At 72.5% G+C, this 19,353-nt stretch carries 16 protein-coding genes; 7 read left to right on the top strand and 9 right to left on the bottom strand.

What is annotated here, in order from left to right; genetic code table 11:
* Window positions 1-165: 165 nt before the first annotated feature.
* Window positions 166-4,728, top strand: a complete 4,563-nt coding sequence (locus HED23_RS19270; protein ID WP_203184643.1) for a HEAT repeat domain-containing protein — start codon at window positions 166-168, stop codon at window positions 4,726-4,728.
* A 4-nt stretch (window positions 4,729-4,732) separates the two neighbouring features.
* Here the strand turns inward: HED23_RS19270 and HED23_RS19265 are convergent, their stop codons facing one another.
* Window positions 4,733-5,287, bottom strand: a complete 555-nt coding sequence (locus HED23_RS19265) for a DNA polymerase ligase N-terminal domain-containing protein (protein WP_238442041.1) — start codon at window positions 5,285-5,287, stop codon at window positions 4,733-4,735.
* Between the two features lie 149 nt (window positions 5,288-5,436).
* Window positions 5,437-6,036 (bottom strand): DUF4232 domain-containing protein, encoded by a 600-nt coding sequence (locus HED23_RS19260; protein WP_238442040.1) that lies wholly within the window; start codon window positions 6,034-6,036, stop codon window positions 5,437-5,439.
* 121 nt (window positions 6,037-6,157) lie between these two features.
* Here HED23_RS19260 and HED23_RS19255 point away from each other — a divergent pair, with 121 nt between their 5' ends.
* Together HED23_RS19255 and HED23_RS19250 are read left to right on the top strand one after the other, a co-directional pair.
* Window positions 6,158-7,078, top strand: a complete 921-nt coding sequence (locus HED23_RS19255) for a glycoside hydrolase family 16 protein (RefSeq protein ID WP_203184642.1) — start codon at window positions 6,158-6,160, stop codon at window positions 7,076-7,078.
* A 53-nt stretch (window positions 7,079-7,131) separates the two neighbouring features.
* Window positions 7,132-8,124, top strand: coding sequence for an aldo/keto reductase (locus tag HED23_RS19250; protein ID WP_203184641.1), 993 nt, complete (start codon window positions 7,132-7,134; stop codon window positions 8,122-8,124).
* A gap of 9 nt (window positions 8,125-8,133) precedes the next feature.
* Here the strand turns inward: HED23_RS19250 and HED23_RS19245 are convergent, their stop codons facing one another.
* The 4 genes from HED23_RS19245 to HED23_RS19230 form a co-directional block, all read right to left on the bottom strand.
* Complete coding sequence (locus tag HED23_RS19245; RefSeq protein WP_274383033.1) at window positions 8,134-9,360, bottom strand: serine/threonine-protein kinase; 1,227 nt, start codon at window positions 9,358-9,360, stop codon at window positions 8,134-8,136.
* 190 nt (window positions 9,361-9,550) lie between these two features.
* Window positions 9,551-10,240 carry an HAD family hydrolase gene (locus tag HED23_RS19240; protein WP_203184639.1) on the bottom strand — a complete coding sequence of 230 codons (690 nt, stop codon included), beginning with the start codon at window positions 10,238-10,240 and terminating at the stop codon, window positions 9,551-9,553.
* Between the two features lie 56 nt (window positions 10,241-10,296).
* Window positions 10,297-10,776, bottom strand: a complete 480-nt coding sequence (locus HED23_RS19235; protein WP_203184638.1) for an Lrp/AsnC family transcriptional regulator — start codon at window positions 10,774-10,776, stop codon at window positions 10,297-10,299.
* 29 nt (window positions 10,777-10,805) lie between these two features.
* Window positions 10,806-11,972 (bottom strand): LacI family DNA-binding transcriptional regulator, encoded by a 1,167-nt coding sequence (locus tag HED23_RS19230; protein ID WP_203184637.1) that lies wholly within the window; start codon window positions 11,970-11,972, stop codon window positions 10,806-10,808.
* 284 nt (window positions 11,973-12,256) lie between these two features.
* Here HED23_RS19230 and HED23_RS19225 point away from each other — a divergent pair, with 284 nt between their 5' ends.
* A complete protein-coding gene (locus tag HED23_RS19225; RefSeq protein ID WP_238442039.1) occupies window positions 12,257-13,765 on the top strand; it encodes a Gfo/Idh/MocA family protein in 1,509 nt (502 codons plus the stop codon).
* Between the two features lie 49 nt (window positions 13,766-13,814).
* Here HED23_RS19225 and HED23_RS19220 read toward each other — a convergent pair whose 3' ends face one another.
* Both HED23_RS19220 and HED23_RS19215 read right to left on the bottom strand, forming a co-directional pair.
* On the bottom strand, window positions 13,815-14,420 hold the full coding sequence (locus HED23_RS19220; RefSeq protein ID WP_203184636.1) for a GNAT family N-acetyltransferase: 606 nt from the start codon (window positions 14,418-14,420) through the stop codon (window positions 13,815-13,817).
* 442 nt (window positions 14,421-14,862) lie between these two features.
* A complete protein-coding gene (locus HED23_RS19215; protein ID WP_203184635.1) occupies window positions 14,863-15,630 on the bottom strand; it encodes an SDR family NAD(P)-dependent oxidoreductase in 768 nt (255 codons plus the stop codon).
* A gap of 130 nt (window positions 15,631-15,760) precedes the next feature.
* On the opposite strand from HED23_RS19215, the gene HED23_RS19210 reads away from it, so the two are divergent.
* On the top strand, window positions 15,761-16,429 hold the full coding sequence (locus tag HED23_RS19210) for a TetR/AcrR family transcriptional regulator (RefSeq protein WP_420803038.1): 669 nt from the start codon (window positions 15,761-15,763) through the stop codon (window positions 16,427-16,429).
* Between the two features lie 83 nt (window positions 16,430-16,512).
* Entirely contained in the window at window positions 16,513-16,950 is a 438-nt protein-coding gene (locus HED23_RS19205) for a hypothetical protein (RefSeq protein ID WP_238442038.1), read from the top strand.
* Window positions 16,951-17,146: 196 nt separating this feature from the next.
* On the opposite strand, the gene HED23_RS19200 is transcribed toward HED23_RS19205, so the two are convergent.
* Window positions 17,147-18,037 (bottom strand): TioE family transcriptional regulator, encoded by an 891-nt coding sequence (locus tag HED23_RS19200; RefSeq protein WP_203184633.1) that lies wholly within the window; start codon window positions 18,035-18,037, stop codon window positions 17,147-17,149.
* Between the two features lie 58 nt (window positions 18,038-18,095).
* Between HED23_RS19200 and HED23_RS19195 the strand changes: the two genes are divergently transcribed.
* Window positions 18,096-19,298 (top strand): erythromycin esterase family protein, encoded by a 1,203-nt coding sequence (locus HED23_RS19195; protein WP_203184632.1) that lies wholly within the window; start codon window positions 18,096-18,098, stop codon window positions 19,296-19,298.
* Window positions 19,299-19,353: the final 55 nt, after the last annotated feature.

Below are 19,353 nucleotides of genomic sequence, written 5' to 3'. Positions count from 1 at the left end.
CGGGCGGGCGGACGGTGCGTACCCGTTGTCACAGAGGGAGCCCGCCCGCCCGCGCCGGGCGGGCGGTCAACCGGCGGCCGACGTAAGGACCGTGGGTCGTACGGCAGGCGGGAGGCCCCCGGAAATCGGTGGTCGACGGGTCCCGGACGGACCTAGCATCCGACGGTGACCACGACCCCCGCGGACGCGCGGATACTGAAGCGATACACGGCCCGTCAGGGGCGGGACGTACTTGCGCACGTCTGCCCGGTCTCCGAGCTGGGGCCGCTCATCGGGCACACGGACCGCCGTTCGAGGTATCTGGCTCTCACCGTTCTCGCGGACCGGGCCACCGGGCCCGGAATGCCGGCCGGCGAAGCGGCCGAGCTGGCGGGACTGCTGCCGAGGGAGGCGCCGGAGTCGCCGGAGGAGTCGCTCCTCCTCGCGGGGATCCACGCCAGGCTCGGCATCCACCTCCCGGACCGGAAGCTTCCTGAGTGGCGCAGGGCCGGGCTGCCGGAACGGGTATGGATCGCCTGGCTGCGCGCCGAACTCCTCACCGACCCCTCGACGCTGCGGGACGAGCAGCCCGGTGAGCCGCTCTACCAGGCCGTGCGCCGGGCCGACGCCTGGGACGCGCACCGCCCGGACCTGCTCGTGGCCGGACTCCTGGGCACCCGTGACCCCGTCCTGTGCGCGGAGGCGGTCCGGCTGATCCGGCAGGGCCTGCACGCCGGTCTGCTGGCCCCCGACCTTGCCCGGGCCCACCTTGCCGGCCTGCTCGGCTCGGCCCCGGACGGCACGGCTGTCGCGGCCGCCCTGGAGGAACTGGCCGAGCCGTGGGCGGCGTCCGGCCCTCTGCCCGAGGCATGCTTCGCTCCCTACCTCGATCCCGCCCACGGGGTCCCGGTGGTGGCTCTCGCGCTGACCGCGGCCGCCCGGCACGGTCACGGATCACTCCTGCCGCGGACTGCGTCGGACCCCGCCGCTCCTCCCGCTGTACGACGCCTGGCCATGGAACTCCTCGGTGACCTGGCGGAACGTGGCGACATCGGCGCCCTCCTGGACATCGCCGCCCGCGACCCACTGCTCCTCGGAGGGCCCGCGGTGAGCTGTCTGCAAGGGCTCCACAGACGCGGCCACTTCCCCGAGGCATCTCAGGTGCCGGCCCTCATCGGGCTCGCGCTGGCCGATCACTCGATCGTCCCCCGCACGGTGGCGACGATCCTCTACACCTGCCGCCGGACGATGCTGGACCTGCTCGTCGACGCCCCGGCGGACGAGCCGAGCTGGCCGCGCCGGCTCGCCCTGCTCGTCGCCCTCGCCGAGCAGGGGACAGGAGACCTTCCGATCGGGGCGGCCGTCACCCGCCTGCTCCCCTCCGCGCGCGTCCCCGCCCCCTTCCTCGCAGCCATCCGTGAACTCCGTTACGAGGGCGCCGAGGAGGCCGTGCTCGCTGTGCTGCCCGAGGCCCCGGAGGCGGCTCTCGACACGCTCGAGGCCGTCGGCGGACTCCGTACGGTCGCGGCGCTCACCGAGGCGCTCGGACCGGACACCGACGGGCGCGGCATCGCTCCCTTCCTCCGCCCGGTACGCCACCGGGCGCTCGGACTCCTGTGGCAGCTGAACACCGACCCCGATCTCAGACGTCACCTCCTCGCGAGGGTCGATCCCATCGCTCCGCCCCCGGTCGTCGCGGCCGACCTCGGAGCCCCCGACGAGCGCGAACTCGCCCTGCTGACCGTCGGCCCGGAGCCCGGCGACCCGGCCGCCGCACTGTGCGCGCTCGCCGCCCACGGCAGTGCGGTGACCCTGCCCGCCGTCACCGCCCTGCTGCTGCGGATCGTGAGTGAACTGGCCGCCTCCTGGGAGACGGTGGAGACGGGCGCGGAACCGGCCCGCGCCGAGGAGCCCGTCGTCCCCCAGGAGGTGGTGGACGCCGTACGCGGTCTGGGCCGCCGTCTGCACGAGCGGCGCAGGATCAGGCCGTCCTGCCTGGTCGACGCCCGGGACGCCGGGCAGGCGGGTGACGCGCTGCTGGCCGGGATGGTCCTGGACCTGCTGGACGGTCCGGCTCTGCCTGCCCGTCAGCAGTCCGTCCTGCTCGAAGTCCTGCGGCGCGCACCCTCCGCGCGGACCCGTCCCCGGGTGCACCGGATGCTGCGCCACCGAGATCCCCACGTACGCAAGCAGGTGATCGCGCTCCTGGCCGCGGGCACGGCGGGCGAGGACGCGCAGGCCCTGTCGGCCACGCTGATCGCCCTGACCCGGGCCGAGGACATCCGGACCGTACGGCAGTCCCTGCTGGCACTCGGTCACGCGGAGGCGCGATGGGCGTGCCCGGCGGTCACCGCACTCCTCGAGCACCCCAATATGAACATCAGGAAGACCGCCGCGTCTGCGCTGGTGCGCGCCGGGACACCGGCCGCCGTGCCCGGCCTCCTGCGCGCGCTCGGCCGCAACGACAACCCGGGGCTGCGCACCGGGCTCGTCGCCGCCCTGCGGGCTGTGCTGGGCGACGCCTGCACGGCAACGGTCCTCGCCGCCGCCGCGCGCTCGCAGGACGGCCGTGAGCGGACGCTGCTCCTGCAAGGCCTCGACGGTGCCCTCGCCTCCCGTACGGTCCTCGCACTGGCCGAACAAGGCTCCCCCGTCGTGGCGGACCTGCTCGTTCCGGTGGCGGACGGCCGGATCCGTCTCGCCGCGGGGAGCCCCGCCGATCTCGCGGAGCTGTCGGCCCGGTACGGCATCGAGGTGTCCGGGCATCCGGCGGGCGGGGACGCGGACGCGCGTGCCGCCGCGCTCGTCGGCCACGGCTGGAACGCCTCGGCAGCCCTGCGCCTCGCGGACAGCCCGGACAGCCCGTCGACGTGGCGCGTGCGGGAGCTGCGGCCGATGCTCGCGGACTGGCTGAGCCTGGCCGGGTCCGTGCCTGAGGCCGCCCGCGACCGGGTCCTGGGCCTCGTCATGCTTCTGTGCCCCGAGCGGTGGTCCGCGGACGAGCTGGATGCGTTCGCGGATTCGGCCGAGGTGCTCGTGGAAGGTCTCGCGGGCGAGCAGGAGCACCGGCCCTGGCTCCTCTCCGTGCTCCAGGCCGTGGCGCCCCGGCTTCCCGGCACGGAGCGCCTGGCGATCGCGGACGCCGTACGCGCCATGTCACCCCCGCCACACGCGCCCGCGCTGCGGCTGCTCCGTGCCTGCGACGCGGTGGTGGGCAGAGACGATCTGCACCGGGCCCTCGCCGCCGCCCGCTTCGACGCCGACACCCGGGAGGCCGAGACCGCCGTGCTGCGCGAGGCGTTCGGTACGCCGCCCCGGCTCACGCGCGAGGACGGGGAGGAGACCTGGCGGTCCGCGCTGCACGCGGCACTCCGCACACGCCGCGCACTGGAGGAGTTCCGGAGCCGCGACCGGCACCCGCCGGATTCCCGGCATCGGCTGTCCGCCCTCATGGCTGTCTACCCCGATGCCGGCGACGACGGGGTGCGCGCCCTCCTCGTCGACTGGATGACGAGCCTGCAGCCCCTGGACGTACCCCCTTGGACGCTCGCGGAGACAGCTCGTCCGGCTTCGGAAGTCGTACGCGCCCGCGACCTCGGCCAACCGCGTTCCGCCGCGCAGCGCGCCCGGCTGCTGGAGATGCTGGACGCGCCCGACGCCGACCGCAGGGCCGGCGCCGCGCAGCGGCTGCTGGGCTGGCCGGAGCCGGAGACGGCACGCACGGTCCTCGGCTCGTACCTGCGAGGGCGCATCCCGCTGCCGTCCGGGGACCGCCTGGCCCGCACGTTCGCCACCGCCGACCCGGCGGAGCTGGACAGCGGGGACATCATGCCCGCCAGGGTGGCCCGACTCGCACAGCAGCTCGAACCCTGGGACCTCGTTCCCCTGATCCCCTTGTTGCTCGGATGGTGGGAGCGCGGCCCGGCAGAACTCCGTACGGAAGCCGGCCGTGCCCTGCGCGCGACGCCCCCCGATGTCCTGGCGGATCACCTCCGTACCCGGCTCGATGCGGGTGCCTGGGGTTTCCTGGACCTGCTGTCGGGCCTGCGACTGCTGGCCTCCCCGGAGATGACACGGATGCGGGAGCGGCTGCGCGCCGAGGGGCGCGACGACCTGGCCGATCAGCTCGTCCTGGACGAAGGGCCGGGGCAGGCACCCGATGCACCGGCTTGCGCCGGTGCGGACGACCGTCCGGCGTCCACCTCCCGGGCGACCGGTCCTGGCGGATCGGACCACCGTCCGGGGCGCGCCGAACTGCTGCGGCTGGCCCGTACGGGCGGTCCCGAGCAGATACGAAGGGTTCTCTCCCGCCTCGCGGAGGAGCACGGCGGGCGGGCCCCGGACCCGGACCCCGGTCTGAGGGAGGTCATCGGCGAACTGCTGGTCCATCCGCGGCCCGCGGTCAGGCTGCGTGCCCACCGGACCGCGCGCACCATGCTGGACCGGCCCGCCCACCTGCTGCACACGGCTGTCCTGCTGGACGACCCACAGCCGGACATCAGACGCATGGCGATCAGAATGCTCTGTCACGCCGGATGGGAACCCGCCGTTCCCGCGCTGGTCGGTCTGCTCGACGACACGTCTCCGGCCGTTCGAGCGGAGGCCGCCGAGGGGCTGATCCGGATGGGCGGGGCGGCTGTCCCAGCCCTGCGGCATGCCGTCGGCCGCGCCCGCCCCGACCGGCGCTCCCGCTACACAGGTCTACTGGAGCGCCTCACCGGGTCCGGCGACGTACAGCTCCGGCCGTGATTCGTCAGTGGGCGCTCTCCCACTCCGCGACGGCGACCTGGTGCAACGTGCGGCCGGTGCGGGCCGACCGCGCGTGGTACGGATCGGGGGTACCCGGTCTGTCGTGGACGGCCTGGCGGTCGTTCGCCTTGATCAGCAGCCAGGCCTCCGGGCTCCGGGTCCCGTCCTCGTCGTCGATCCGGAAGCGGGTGAGCGCGAATTCACCGTGGAGTTTGGTCCCGTCCAGCCAGAAGGTGGCGTGCCCACGCTCCAGGGACTCGGCGAACGGGACGGGGGCACCCGCAAGATCGTGGCTGGTCGGGCGGTAGGTGCCCTGGTCCCAGACGATCACGGTGCCGCTTCCCTGCTCCTCCTGCGGAATGACGCCCTCGAAGTCGCGGTACTCCAGCGGATGGTCGTCCGTCGGCACGGCCAGCCGTTTGTCGCTCGGATTGTCCGAGGGGCCACGCGGTACGGCCCAGGACTTCAGGACGCCGTCGACCTCGAGACGGAAGTCGAAATGCATACGCCGGGCGTCGTGGATCTGCACCACGAAACGCCGTGTGCTCTCGCTGTCCACGCCTGTTCCTTCCGCCGGATGCGGTCGGACGATGCGCGCCTGCCCGGCGGGGGCAGGGCGGGTCCGCACAGTCTTCCTCTCCACTGTCCCGCCCATGCCCGCTCCCCGCACGGCGGCGGCGGTGCGGGGAGCCGGCGACGAGAAGCCGGTCAGCCGGTGTGGCGCTCCAGTGCCGCGTCGGCCGCCGCGCTCGAACGATGCCACCAGGTCGTCACCGGCTCCCAGACACGGACCCCGTCGGGCGCCCCGAGCGAGACGGCGTCGAAGGTCCGCCCGCGGTGGGCCGGGTCCCCGGCGACCGTCAGTCGGTCCACCACCCGCAGCTCCGTGGCCGCCGGGTCCAGGGTGCGAACCGCGGCGTGCGCGGAACCCCCGGCCGGCAGGCGGTACGGCGCGCTTCCGCCCTCGGGAACAGGCAGGGCGGGCCCGTCCAGATCGCCGAAGACGACCGTGGGGACGCGGTCGACGGCACAGGCCTGACGCCCGTGGTTGGTGACGCTGATCCGGAGAGTCCCGGGCAGTTCCGACGCCGCGGCGCCGACACGCAGGCTGCTTTCCCGGCATGTGGGGAGCGCGGGCGCGGCGGACGGCGAGGCCGTCGCGGCGCCGGCCGGAGCCAGTAGCGCGAAGACCAGGGCAAGGGCTGGGGGAAGGGCTGCTTCGGTACGGATGCGCATGAGTTGTCCGTTCCCTGTCGGGGTGACTTCTACCCGTGCCCGCCCGGTCTGGACCAGATCCTTGACGGGCATCGGGCCACTCCCTTAAATCAAGTGTTGAAAGATACGCCTGGGGTGAGCGCGTCCCGTGTTCACCTCTCGGTGTTCGACTGTCATGCGCATGACAGCGATCCCCCCACCCCGAAATGACGTGATGACCGTGCCTTCCCCCCATCACACCCGGCGCCGCCCCTCGAAGCGGCGCCGCACGACGCTGTACGCCGCTCTCTCACTGCTCTGCTGCTCAGTGGTCATGACCGCACTTCCCGCCGGAGCCTCGGCCGCACCCGACCCCCACACGGCTGCGTCCTCCACGGCTTCTCGGACAACGGCGGCCGTGGCCTTCGCCGACGAGTTCGACGGCCCCGCGGGGTCCGCCGTGGACGGCGGCAAGTGGCTGACGGAGACCGGCGACAACGTCAACAACCACGAACGGCAGTACTACACGGCGGGCAACAGCAACGCCGCCCTCGACGGACAGGGCAATCTCGTCATCACCGCCCGCAAGGAGAACCCCGGCAACTACCAGTGCTGGTACGGGACCTGCGAGTACACCTCGTCGCGCCTCAACACCTCCGGCAAGTTCACCGCGACGTACGGGCACGTGGAGAGCAGGATGAAGATCCCGCGCGGACAGGGCATATGGCCCGCGTTCTGGATGCTCGGAGCCGACATCGGCAGCGTCGGCTGGCCCAACAGCGGTGAGATCGACATCATGGAGAACGTCGGCTTCGAACCCGGTACCGTCCACGGGACCCTGCACGGGCCGGGCTACTCGGGTTCGGGTGGCATCGGCGCCGGCTACACCCTCCCGGGCGGGGCCGCGTTCGCCGACGACTTCCACACCTTCGCCGTGGACTGGGCCCCCGACTCCATCACCTGGTCCGTGGACGGCACCGTCTACCAGCGGAGGACACCGGCAGACCTCAACGGCAACGCCTGGGTGTTCGACAAGCCGTTCTTCCTCATCCTCAACCTCGCCGTCGGCGGCTACTGGCCCGGTGACCCGGACGGCAGCACCAGCTTCCCGCAGCAACTCGTCGTCGACTACGTCCGCGTGACCACAGGCGACTGAGCGGGGAGGCGGGACCGGCGGTACCCGCCGCCGGTCCCGCCCACCGACGTAGCATGATCCGTATGGAGCAGCGCACACTCGGCAGGACCGGCCGTGACGTATCGGTCGTAGGACAGGGCACGTGGCAGCTGGGCGGGGACTGGGGCGAGGTGCGGGAGGCCGATGCCTTCGGCGTCCTCGACGCCGCGGTCGAGTCCGGAGTCACCTTCTTCGACACCGCGGACGTCTACGGCGACGGCCGCAGCGAACAGCTCATCGGCCGCTACCTGAAGGACCGGCCGGACGCGGACGTCTTCGTCGCCACCAAGATGGGCCGCCGGGCGGAACAGCTCCCGGAGAACTACGTCCTGGGCAACTTCCGCACCTGGAACGACCGCTCGCGCGCCAACCTCGGTGTCGACACCCTCGATCTCGTACAGCTGCACTGCCCGCCCACGGCCGTCTACTCCTCGGACGCCGTGTACGACGCCCTCGACACACTGGTCGCCGAACAGCGGATCGCCGCCTACGCCGTGAGCGTCGAGACGTGTGCGGAGGCACTCACGGCCATCGCCAGGCCCGGCGTCGCCAGCGTCCAGATCATCCTCAACCCGTTCCGCCTGAAGCCGCTCGACGAGGTACTCCCGGCCGCCGTCGAGGCAGGTGTCGGCATCATCGCGCGCGTTCCGCTCGCCTCCGGCCTGCTGTCCGGCGCGTACACCGCCGACACCGTCTTCGCTCCCGAGGACCATCGCACGTACAACCGCCACGGCGAGGCGTTCGACCAGGGGGAGACCTTCTCCGGTATCGACTACGCGACCGGTGTCCAGGCCGCCGCGGAGTTCGCCGGGCTCGCTCCCGAAGGTGCCACCCCGGCACAGACCGCGCTGCGCTGGATCATCCAGCAGCCCGGAGTCACCACCGTCATCCCCGGTGCCCGTTCTGTGGAACAGGCCCGCGCCAACGCTTCGGCCGCCTCGCTGCCGGCGCTCGCTCCCCGCACCTCGGACGCGGTCCGCGAGCTGTACGACCGCAGGATCCGCGCGGAGATCCACTCGCGCTGGTGAGCCGTGGGCTCAGTCGTCCTCGCCGCCGCCGTCCTCGGACGGGGCGGCCGGCGCGGGCGATTCGAGCCCGGCGGTCGGGGAGGATCCTGGGTCCGGGGTGTCCGCCGTGCTGGTGTCCGGTGCGAAGAGGACCGTGCCCAGATACACCGCCGCCAGGAAGGCGATCGTTCCGGCCACGGCGCTCGCCACGCGCGGCCGTCGGCGGATGGCCTCACCCGTGCTGATCCGGCGCGTGGCGGCCGCTCCGGCCGCCGATCTGGACGCCCGGGGCGCGGGAGCCGCACGCCTGCGCCCGGTGGCCTGCGGCAGCCTGTACGTCGCGGAACCTCCGGTGGCCGGAGCCCCCGGAGCAGGAGCCGGTGAGGGGACCGCCGGTGCCGCGCGCCGTGAGGCGGGGTGCGCGTGCTGAGGCAGCGGCTCGGGACGCCCGCGCCAGGCATCCGTACGGAACCAGTCGGAGACCTGCTGCGCGCTCGGCCGGTCCTCGGGCTTTTTCGCCAGCAGACCCAGCAGATACGAGTCGAAGGCGGGGGAGACGTCGACCCCGCGCTGCCTGACCGGTACCGGGGGAGAGTCGACGTGCTGGTAGAGCGTCGCTGTGGCCGTGTCCGAGCGGAACGGCGGCTGCCCGGCCAGCAGCTGGTAGATGACACAGCCGAGGGAGTACATGTCCGAGGCGGAGTCGGCCGTGCGGCCGAGAGCACGCTCGGGAGCCAGATACAGGCTGGTACCGACGATGTGGCCGGCCGTCGTCAGCGCCGTCGAGGGATCGTCGACGAACTGGGCGATACCGAAGTCCCCGATCTTCACCGACCCGTCGGCGTCCAGCATGAGGTTGCCGGGCTTGATGTCACGGTGGACGATGCCCTGCCGGTGCGCCGCGGCCAGACCGGCGGCGGCCTGGCCGGCGATATGGGCGACCTGCTCGGGATGAACCGTCTCCTGAGCCGCCAGCAGATCCCCGAGACTCCGGCCCTCGACCAGCTCCATCACCAGGTAGAAGCGGTCCTCCCAGGACCCGAAGTCGAACACGGCCACCAGGTGAGGGTGGCTCAGACGTGCCGCCGTCTGCGCCTCGAGACGGAAGCGCGCGGTCGAGGAGGCATCGGCCTGGTCGCCCAGCAGCAGCTTCACCGCCACGGCCCGCCCCAGCACTTCGTCCGTGGCGCGCCACACCTCACCCATACCGCCACGGCCGATGGGGGATATCAGCCGGTACCGTCCAGCAACCAGCACCTGTGCACACCAATCTCGAATTGTGGCCCGCTCCGACTGCCGCGGCGGCGACCTCGTCGGGCTCATCGCCTCGGTACGGTGCGTCGGGGTGCGCGGCATGATCAGGATATCCGTCCCCCGGACCTCTGTTCGCCCGGCCGGAGCAAGGGACGCCGAATTCGGCCAATCGACGGGCCGGTCCGGCCCGTTCTCACCCGGTGGAGAGCCAGTCGAGCACGGCCGACGCGGTGAATTCCGCCTGTCCGCCCGGAAAAAGCAGCTCTGCCTTCCCGAACGTGGCTCCGTCCGTGCCCGCTTCGGCGTCGGGAACCGCGACACAGCGCATTCCGGCCGCGTGAGCCGCCCGGACGCCGGGGACCGCGTCTTCGAGGACCACACAGGTGTGCGGCGCCACGCCGAGGCGCCTGGCCGCCTCCAGGAAGACGTCGGGCTCCGGCTTGCCGTGCGCCACCTCCTCCGCGGACACGTACAGGGGGAGGTACGCGTCCAGCCCCGTGACCGCCAGGGTGGCCGCGATCGCCGCCCTGGACGACCCCGACGCCACTGCCATGGGCACCCCTTCCCCGTGCAGCCGCTCGACGAGAGCGCGCATCTCGGGGAAGGCGGTGGTGGAGGCCCCGGCGAGTTCCAGGTAGAGAGCGTTCTTGCCGGCCAGCAGTTCGTCGACCGGCGCTTCGATCCCGTACTCCTCGCGCAGGACGGTGAGGGTCTCCCGGGTTCCGATGCCGATGAAACGTGTGTGGTTCTCCCAGCTGAAGTCCCGCACGCCGTACCGGGAGAGGAGCCGGCGTCCCGCCTCGTAGTAGTTCGGCTCGCTGTCGACGAGGGTGCCGTCGAGATCGAAGAGGACGGGCGGTGACGGGAGGCGCGGGGTCTGCATGGCCTCCAGCATGCCCGACGGAGGTCAGCCCGGGTCTGCCGCCCGCCCGACGGAGGTCAGCCCGGGTCTGCCACGCGCCCCACCGCTTCGACCAGCGGCAGGACCCGGTGCGCCACACGTTCGCGCAGGGCGACCTCCGTCCGGGTCCTGACCACGCCGGGGAGCTGGATCAGCTGCTGGATGACGTCCTCCAGATGCCCGTTGTCGCGGGCCACCACGCGGGTCAGGAGATCGCCGCCCCCGGTGGTCGAGAAGGCCTCGATGATCTCCGGGACGGCCGCGAGCGCGTCACCCACCTCGTCCAGATGCCCCTGGGTGACCTCCAGGTGGACGAAGGCGAGCACCGGGTGCCCGAGGGCCGCGGGGGAGAGGGCGGGGCCCGTACCCGTGATCACCCCGTCCCGCTCGAGGCGGTCCAGACGGGCCTGGAGGGTGCCGCGTGCCACGCCGAGGATGCGCGCGTATTCGCGCACGCTGGTGCGCGGCTGTTCGATGAGCAGCCGCAGGATGCGGGTGTCCAGGCCGTCCACCGCCATGTCCGGTCGTGCTCCTCCTGGCTAGGTGATCAGTCGCCCGACTGTACCCAGGGCGGGACGGTGGCGTGTGCGGCGCGGGTGGCCGGGGCGCGTCCGGTCGTACCGGGGGCGGGCCGGTGCCCGGGTGCCGGAGCGGTCGACTCGCGCCATACGACAGAGGTGATCAGGTCATGTCCGTCGGGCTCCCGGTCGCCCCCGGGCCCGTGGGTGCCGGGCTCCTGGCCGCTCCCCGGCCCGGGCCCCGCGCCGGGCTCCCGCACGCCCCGCAGTTCGGCGAGGAGTCTCCGGACCGCGCGGCGGCCGAGCCGCTCGTGGTCGACCGCCACCGTGGTCAGAGAGGGCATCATGGCGGCGCCCAGGGGGTTGTCGTCCCAGCCGGTGACGCTGAGGTCCGCCGGTACGCGCCAGCCCCGTTCCACCGCGCCTCGGACGGCGCCCGCTGCCAGCAGGTCGTTGGCGCAGACGACCGCCGTGACGCCGCAGTCGGCCGGTAGCCCGAGCACCGCCTGCCGGGCCCTGTCGGCCAGCCAGTCGCAGTCCGCCACCGCGTAGGACTCGAGCCCGAGGCGCTCGACCGTCTCCAGGTAGACCTGCCGGCGCAACCGGGCCGAAGTGTGCGCGTAGTCCCCAGCGGCATGCAGGAAACGGCGGTGCCCCTGCTCCGCCAGCCTCTCGATGACCTCGGCCAGCGTCGACGCGTCCGCGAGGTCGCCGATGCCCCGCATCCGTTCGTCGTAGTCGGCCTCGATCACGACTGGAATGCCACCGGCCTGCCTCCGCGCGGAGAGCTGGGGCAGGGGTGTCAGCGACAGCATCCCCTCGAACAGGCCGGAATCGGCGAGGTCGAGCACGCGGGCGGTCCTGGACTCCGGGGCTCCCCCCAGCGTCACCACCTCGACGACGTACCCGGCCTCGTGGGAGGCGGCCGCAGCGCCGGTGAGCACCTCCAGGGAGCTGACCGCCGTCCCCGCCGGGACGAGCAGCGCGAGTCGTCCTGTCCTGTTGTCCCGCATGGCCCTGGCCACCAGGTTGGGCCGGTAGTCGAGCTGTGCGATCGCCTGCCGGATACGCTCCCGCAGGTCCTCGCCGATGGTGCGGTCGGCACGCAGGAACCGCGACACGGTCTGGTGCGACACGCCCGCGAGGCGCGCGACGTCGCGGATGGTCGGCCGTCGTGTCGATGCTTCCCGGGTCACCCGAGGTCCCTCCTGGAGCCGCAGCGCGATGATTGACACCTCAAGTGACCGTTCACTAACGTCTCGTTCAAGGCGCGGTGCTCACTCGTGTGCAGTTCCAGGCTATCAAGGGCCGGAAGTCGTGGAATCTCAAGTGACCGTTCACATAGGTCAGTCGGGTGTGAGTCCTCCTCGGTCACGAGCAGCCCCGGAGAAGCGGGTGGCGAGCGCGGACGATCCCGGAGGGGCCAGCCCGCGGGCCCGAAGGCCGGACGGCACGACAGACAGAGAGGCAAGGCCACGTGGTGACCGCATACAGACCGGTGGACCAGAACCCGACCGCTCCCGCGTCGGGCACCGGTGCCCAAGCCGGACCCGGCGTGGTGCCGGAGTTCACCGACCCGCCCGCGGGCCGCCGCCGTACCCGCTACGCGGTGGCCGGCACCGGCCATCGCGCCGGCATGTACGTCACGGCGCTGACCGGGGAACACTCGGACGTCGGCGAACTGGTGGCTTGGCTGGACCCGAATCCCGCGAGGATCGACTACTACGACGCGTATGTCGGGGAGGTGCTCGGCACCGGGGCCCCCGCGGGCCTGCCGCGCTACCGGCCGGAGGGCCTGGAGGTGATGATCGCCGAGCAGGCCGTCGATGTCGTCGTCGTCACGAGTGTCGACCGTACGCACGCGGAACTGGTCGACCGCGCGCTGAGGGCGGGGGCCGACGTGGTGGTGGAGAAGCCGCTCACGACCGACGCGGACGGGTGCCGGAGGATCACCGCAGCCGTCGCCGACACCGGCCGGGACGTGGTGATGACTTTCAACTACCGTTATGCGCCACGTAATTCATCGCTGCGCCGACTGATCTCCAGCGGTGCGATCGGGCAGGTGACGGGCGTGCACCTCGAGTGGGCGCTCGACACCATGCACGGTGCGGACTACTTCCGGCGGTGGCACCGCGACAAGGCCAACTCCGGCGGTCTGCTCGTGCACAAGGCGAGCCACCACTTCGACCTGGTCAACTGGTGGCTGGACGACGTGCCCGTCCGCGTCTTCGCCTCCGGTGCCCTGCGGTTCTACGGGGACAGGAACGCCGCGGCCAGGGGCATGGGCCCCCGCCCCGAACGGGGTACCGGCACGCATGGGGACCCCTTCTCCCTCGACCTGAGGGACGATCCGCGCCTGGAGGCCCTGTACCTGAGGGCCGAGGGGCACGACGGGTACCTCCGCGACCAGGACCCGTTCGCGCCCGGTATCACCATCGAGGACAACCTGTCCGTGCTGGTCGACTACGCGGGGGGAGCGACGCTCAGCTACTCGCTCAACGCGCACAGTCCCTGGGAGGGGTACAAGGTGACCGTCAACGGCACGCAGGGGCGGGCGGAACTACACGTCGTCGAACGCGGGTACCTCCAGCTCGACACCGACGGCGGGATCGACCTCGACCCTTCCGCCTCGGCTGCCGACCTCGCCGACGACGTCCGGCCCACCGGCCACAGGCTGGTCCTGCAGAGGCACTGGAGCCGGGCCGAGGAGGTCCCCGTCCCGGAGGGCATCGGCGGTCACGGGGGCGGTGACGCGATCCTCCTCAAGGACGTCTTCCGCCGTGAGCTGCGGGTGGGGACGGATCCCCTGAGCCGGTCCGCCGGATACCTGGACGGAGTACGTGCCGTTGCGATCGGCGCGGCGGCGAACCATTCACTCGTCACCGGCCTTCCGGTCATGGTCGACGACCTCGGCCTCGGCGTCCGCCTCGCGGACGGCTCGCCCTCGGCGGGGCCCAGCCGGCCGGGCGGTGCCGGCACGATCCTCTGAGGGAGTCCCGCCGGACCGGGCCGGGGGCCGCCGAGGGCGCGGCGCCCGGTCAGGCGTCCCACGCGCGCGGGCGGTCCAGCGCTTCCCATTCGGGGCGGAGGAGTGAGGACACCGCGAGATCGTGGCGGCGGCCGCGATGAATACAGGCGGAGCGGCTGATGCCTTCGCGCACGAAGCCGGATCCGGAGAGGACGGCCAGGGCCGGGGCGTTGTCGGTGTGGGTCTCCGCCGTGAGGCGGTGCATCGGGAGTTCGCCGAACGCCAGATCCACCAGGGCGTCGAGCGCGTGGGAGCCGTGGCCCTGCCCGCGGTGTTCGGGGCCCAGCATCAGCTCGATCTGAGCCGTGCCGTTGACGATGTTCTGGTCGCTCAGTGCGATGTGACCGACGGGGGTGAGGTCAAGGAGCGTGACGATGAGGAAGTCGTCGCGGTCGTCGTCGTCGGAGTGACGCTCGATGCGCTCGCGCAACGCGGTGAGGGAACGCGGCCAGATGCCGATTTCGTGAGCGGCCACCGGGTCGGAGCGCCACCCGTGCAGGAGCTCGGCGTCCTCCGTCTCGACTGCCACGAGGCCGATCGACTGGGCACGCCAGGCGATCTGCCTCTCCGGTGCTGCTTCCTGCTCGTCGTCCGCGTAGCCGGTGCCTTCGGTCATGTGCGGATGCTAGAGGGAGCCCCCGGGGTGGGGCCACCGCATTTCTGCCCGCCGCCCGTGTGCGGACGGCGAGGTCAGGTGTGCGCCCTGGTGCGCGCCTTGGTGGGCGACGAAGAGCGGGTGATCGCGGAACGGTGTCACACGGGTATCACGCCCGCCCGCGGAACGGCGTCACACGGGCACGCCGCGCTCCCGGCCCCGGTGGGTGCGCTGGGTGGCCGCTGGTCCCGCCGGCGAGCGGTGTGCGCGGGGGAGGCCGCCCGCTCCCGGTGGTGGGGCTGTGCCGGGAGCGGGCGCGAGCGGTGGTGGGGCCGTGCCGGGAGCGGGTGCGGGCGCGAGCGGCCCGAAAGCGACGACCCGGCCCCGGCTCACCCGTGCGCGGTCCTTCGGCTCCGGGTCGTACCCCTGCCGGTAAAGGGTGTCGTCGCTGGAGGAAGGGGTATCAGACCGCGGACCAGCCGTTGTCGACGGGGAGGATCGCCCCGTTGATGTTGCTCGCCGCGTCGGAGGCGAGGAAGACGATGGCCGCCGCCTGCTCCTCCGCCCGGGAGGGGGAACCGACGTTACCCATGTACGGGGCGAGGGCGGCCGGTCCGTGGGCGCTCCGGTCGGCTTCGACCCGGATGTTGGTGATGGTGCCTCCGGGGGCGATGGCGTTGGAGCGGATCCCCTTGTCGCGGTACATGACCGCCAGTGACTTGGTCAGCCCCGCGATGCCGTGCTTGGACGCCGTGTACGCGGTGCCCGCGGCGCTGCCCCTCAGCGATGCCTCGGAGGCGGTGAAGACGACGGCGCCCTTCCCGGCGGCCAGCATGTGCGGCAGTACAGCCCGTGTGAGACGGAACGGGGCCGTGAGGTTGATGCCGATGACCCGCTCCCACTCGTCGTCCCCCGTGTCGGCCGCCGCCGACATGCTGTCCATGACCCCGGCGTTGTTCACCAGCACGTCTATCCCGCCGAACTCCTCCACCGCCGTGGCCGCGACCCGGTCGACGACGGCCTGGTCCCGCAGGTCCCCGATCACGGTCACCGCGGTCCCGCCTGCCTGCCTCGCTTCCTCGGCGACGGCCCGGGCTGCCGCGTCGTCGACGTCGGCGATCACGAGTCGAGCGCCGTCCTTCGCGAACAGCAGGGCGGTGGCACGGCCGATACCGGATCCGGCGCCGGTGACGACGACGCTGCGGCCGGGGCCGCTGGTGGTGACGCTCACGGGATGCTCCTCGCGTTCGGTGACAGTGCAGGCACCGTATCTTTGATGGCGGGTCGTGCCAAAATGGCGAGCCGTGCCAGAAAAGATATCGATACGATGGGCGGAGCTTGAGGGAAGGTGGCCGGAAACCGTGGAAGCCGTGCACGTCGGGGGAGCGCAGGAAGCGGCCTCGGCCACCGAGGCCGACGGCGGGGCCCGCATCGGGCGCCCTCCTCTGACCGAGCGCCGCAAGGCCGCGACCCGGCTCGAGATCGCCCGCGAAGCCGTACGTCTCTTCGTGGAGCGGGGGGTCGCCGCGACGACCGCCGAGGACATCGCCGCCGCCGCGGGGATCTCGCAGCGCACCCTGTGGCGCTACACCTCGTCGAAGGAACTCTGCGTCAGCCCTCTGCTGACGTACGCACTCGACTTCGTCACCGCGCTGATGAGGGCGTGGCCACGCGACCGGCCACTGGCGGAGGCGGTTGTGGGGACCCCGTCGTCGCTCCCGGCCCCGGCTGCGGACGCCGACGCGGAGGCATTGCGCGGCCTGGTCCTTCTCACCCGCACCGAGCCCGGGCTGCGCGCCGTGTGGCTCCAGGTCCACCACGACGCCGAGCTGGTCTTCGCCGAGGTCATCGCCGAGCGGACGGGCCACGGGCCGGACGACCTCGAGCCGAGGGTGCAGGCGACCGTTCTCAACGGCGCGTTGCGCATCGCGGTGGAGCAGTGGGCGTGGAGCGCGGACCCGCAGCGGGCCTCGTTGTCCCGGACCATCCACCGCGCCCTGGGTGTCGCACGGTCGGGTCTGTCGGACTGATCGGCCGTGCCCGTCCGGGGCACGGCTCTCCGACGTGTCCGGTCGGGCGGCTCGTCGTTGACCAGGGCATGAATCTGCGGTCCATGTCGCTCGCGCTCGTCGCCCTGCTGAGTACGGCCGGCTGCGTCTCCGTCCAGGGTGAAGCGGGGAGGCCCGCGCCCGCGGCTTCCGCGCATTCCGGCAACGCTCCGGGCGCGCAGGCGTCGACGGCCCCGGCCGCGCCCCCGGCGGTCCATGACGCCCTGGGCAAGGCCGAGGAGCGGCCGGCGCGCAGGAGCGGGAAGAAGCGGAAGCAGAAGGAGGAGGGGGCGCAAGCGCCGGCCCGGCGTGCGGGAGCGGTCGGACCACCTGCCCGTCAGGGCGTCCGGAACCCACCGCGCCGGGCGGCCCCCGCCCGGCCCGAACCGCCGCGCCGTGCCCAGCCTCGCCCGACGTATGACATGCGCACCATCTGTGCGACGGGCCAGGGCGTCGCTTCTGCCGAGATCATCGCTCTCTGCCGCACCACGTACGGCCGTTGACGACGTGTCACAGCTGTGGCCGGGGCGGACGGCAGATTGCTCGTACCGCCGAGGACGTTGCCTTCGGCAGGGTCCCCGGCCATGGGTGGCGAGGCGTCACAGCTGTTGAAAAACTCGCTCGCCCAAGGCCCGACGGGCGTAGAGGTGATGGCCGACGTTGAACTCCGGCGGTGCTCCGGACGGCTCTGAACTGGGCCTAAGCGGTGGAGGAAGCTTCGGTGGCCGGGCCCGGGAGACCGTGCTCGGCAGGTCCGCCGCCCGGTTCCCCGAGCGGCCGGGCGGGTTGTTGCCCCTGAGCGGTACGGCTGAGCTCGCGGAGGTACGCATCCAGCTCCGCCGCCCCGGTCAGCATCGCCCGCCCGCGTACGGACAGCCGGCTGCGCCAGTCGCACAGAGCGGCCTCCATCGGCTCCAGCCCACCTGCCGCCCGCACCTGGGCGATCAGCGGGGCGATCTGTTCCAGCAGGTAGCCGCCCCGCCGTAGCTGGTGGGCCAGCCGGGCGTCCCGTACGTCGGCTTCGTCGTAGACGCGGTATCCGGTCCGTGGGTCGCGTCGCGGACGCATCAGCCCGGCGCGCTCCCATTTGCGCAGCGTCGCGGGCCGGATCCCGAGCTTGCCTGCCAGCGGCCCGATGAACGTACCGCCGGGCGTGGACGCCGTGGCCGGCCCGGTCCCCGCACCGGTTCCGGACGCCGTGGCCGGCCCGGATCCCGCATCGGTTCCGGACGCCGCGGTGGGCTCCAGGTCGCGCAGCGCGTTCTCCACGGCCTGGAGGGTCCGCCGGTCGTCGAGTAGCTGGGCGTGGCTCTCGTCGATGAGCCGGAACGCGCCATCGGCCGATCCCTGGTTCACGGCTCGCATGACCGCCGTGGCCGTCCGGTGTCCGTGACCGGGAAGGAGGGCGAGGAACGCGCGCAGGGCTCCCGCGTGCAGCGAGGTGTAGGTGCGGTAGCCGTGGGGCGTGCGGCCGGAGGCCGGAAGGATGCCGGCCTCCTCGTAGTTCCTGATCGCCTGCGTGGACAGACCGTGCCCACGCGCCAGGTCAACCGGCCTGAGCCGATCACCGCTTTGAAGGTTTCGTCCCATGAGGGCGAGGATATAGCGGGAAAGTCTCAACCGAGGGTTCAGCGATACCGTTGAATGCATGGTTACCGGCATCAAGGACATCGCCCACGCATTCGAGGCTGCCGCCGTCATGAGGCTGCTGCCGGCCCGGCCCCGGCTGCTCGGCCTGGGGGAGCCCACCCACGGCGAGGACACTCTGCTCGACCTGCGCAACGACCTCTTCCGCCGGCTCGTCGAGCAGGAGGGCTACCGGACGATCGCGATCGAGAGCGACTGCATGATGGGCCTGGTCGTGGACGACTACGTCACCTCGGGCACGGGCTCCCTCGACGAGGCGATGGAGCAGGGTTTCAGCCACGGTTGGGGCACGTCAGCTGCCAACCGTGAGCTCGTGGGCTGGATGCGCGCGTACAACGACGGCCGGCCCGCCTCGGAGCGGCTCCGCTTCGCCGGCTTCGACGGCCCGCTGGAGATCACCGCCGCCGCGAGCCCCCGACAGGCCCTCACCGCACTCCACGGCTACCTCTCGGCCCGGGTGGAAACGGACCTGCTCCCCTGCGCCGCGGAAACGCTCGACCGGCTGCTCGGCACCGACGACCGGTGGACCGATCCGGCCGCGATGACGGACCCCGCCCGGTCCGTCGGGCAGTCGGCCGAGGCCGCCCGGCTGCGGCTGCTCGCCGACGACTTGGTGGCGCTGCTCGACGCGCAGACGCCACACCTGGTCACGGCGTCCTCGCCGGAGGAGTGGGACCGGGCCCGTCTGTACGGGCGCACCGCGATCGGCCTGCTGCGGTACCACCACTGGATGGCCGACGCCTCACCGGCCCGCATGACCCGGCTGGTCGGTCTGCGCGATCAGATGATGGCGCACAATCTCCTCGCTCTCGCCGCTCGGGGCCCGGCGTTCGTCCACGCGCACAACTCCCATCTCCAGCGGGAGAAGAGCACGACCAGGATGGGCGGGACGCTGTTGGAGTGGTGGAGCGCCGGTGCGCTGGTGAGCGCCCGGCTCGGCAGGGAGTACGCCTTCCTGGCCACGGCCGTCGGCACGATCCGGCACCGGGGGGTGGACACCCCGCCGCCGGACACCGTCGAAGGACTCCTGTACACACTCCCGGACGGCCACCGCGTCATCGACACCCGACGGCTGGCCACCGTGCTGGGCGGCACACGGCCCGCGCACCGTGTGTCCCCCTGGTTCGGCTACTCGGCGTTCGACCCGGCCCACCTCGACGACTGCGACGGGATCGTGTTCGTCAAGGACCTCCCGCAGGGCTAGGCCGATCCCGGACCCGGCCGGCACGACGTGGCCGCCTGCGGCACGGCTCCGGAAC

It is taken from the genome of Streptomyces pratensis (genome assembly GCF_016804005.1).
GTDB classification, from domain to species: Bacteria; Actinomycetota; Actinomycetes; order Streptomycetales; family Streptomycetaceae; genus Streptomyces; species Streptomyces pratensis_A.
The sequence above is the reverse complement of the archived record's forward strand: the minus strand, read 5'-3'. Positions and strand labels throughout refer to the sequence as shown.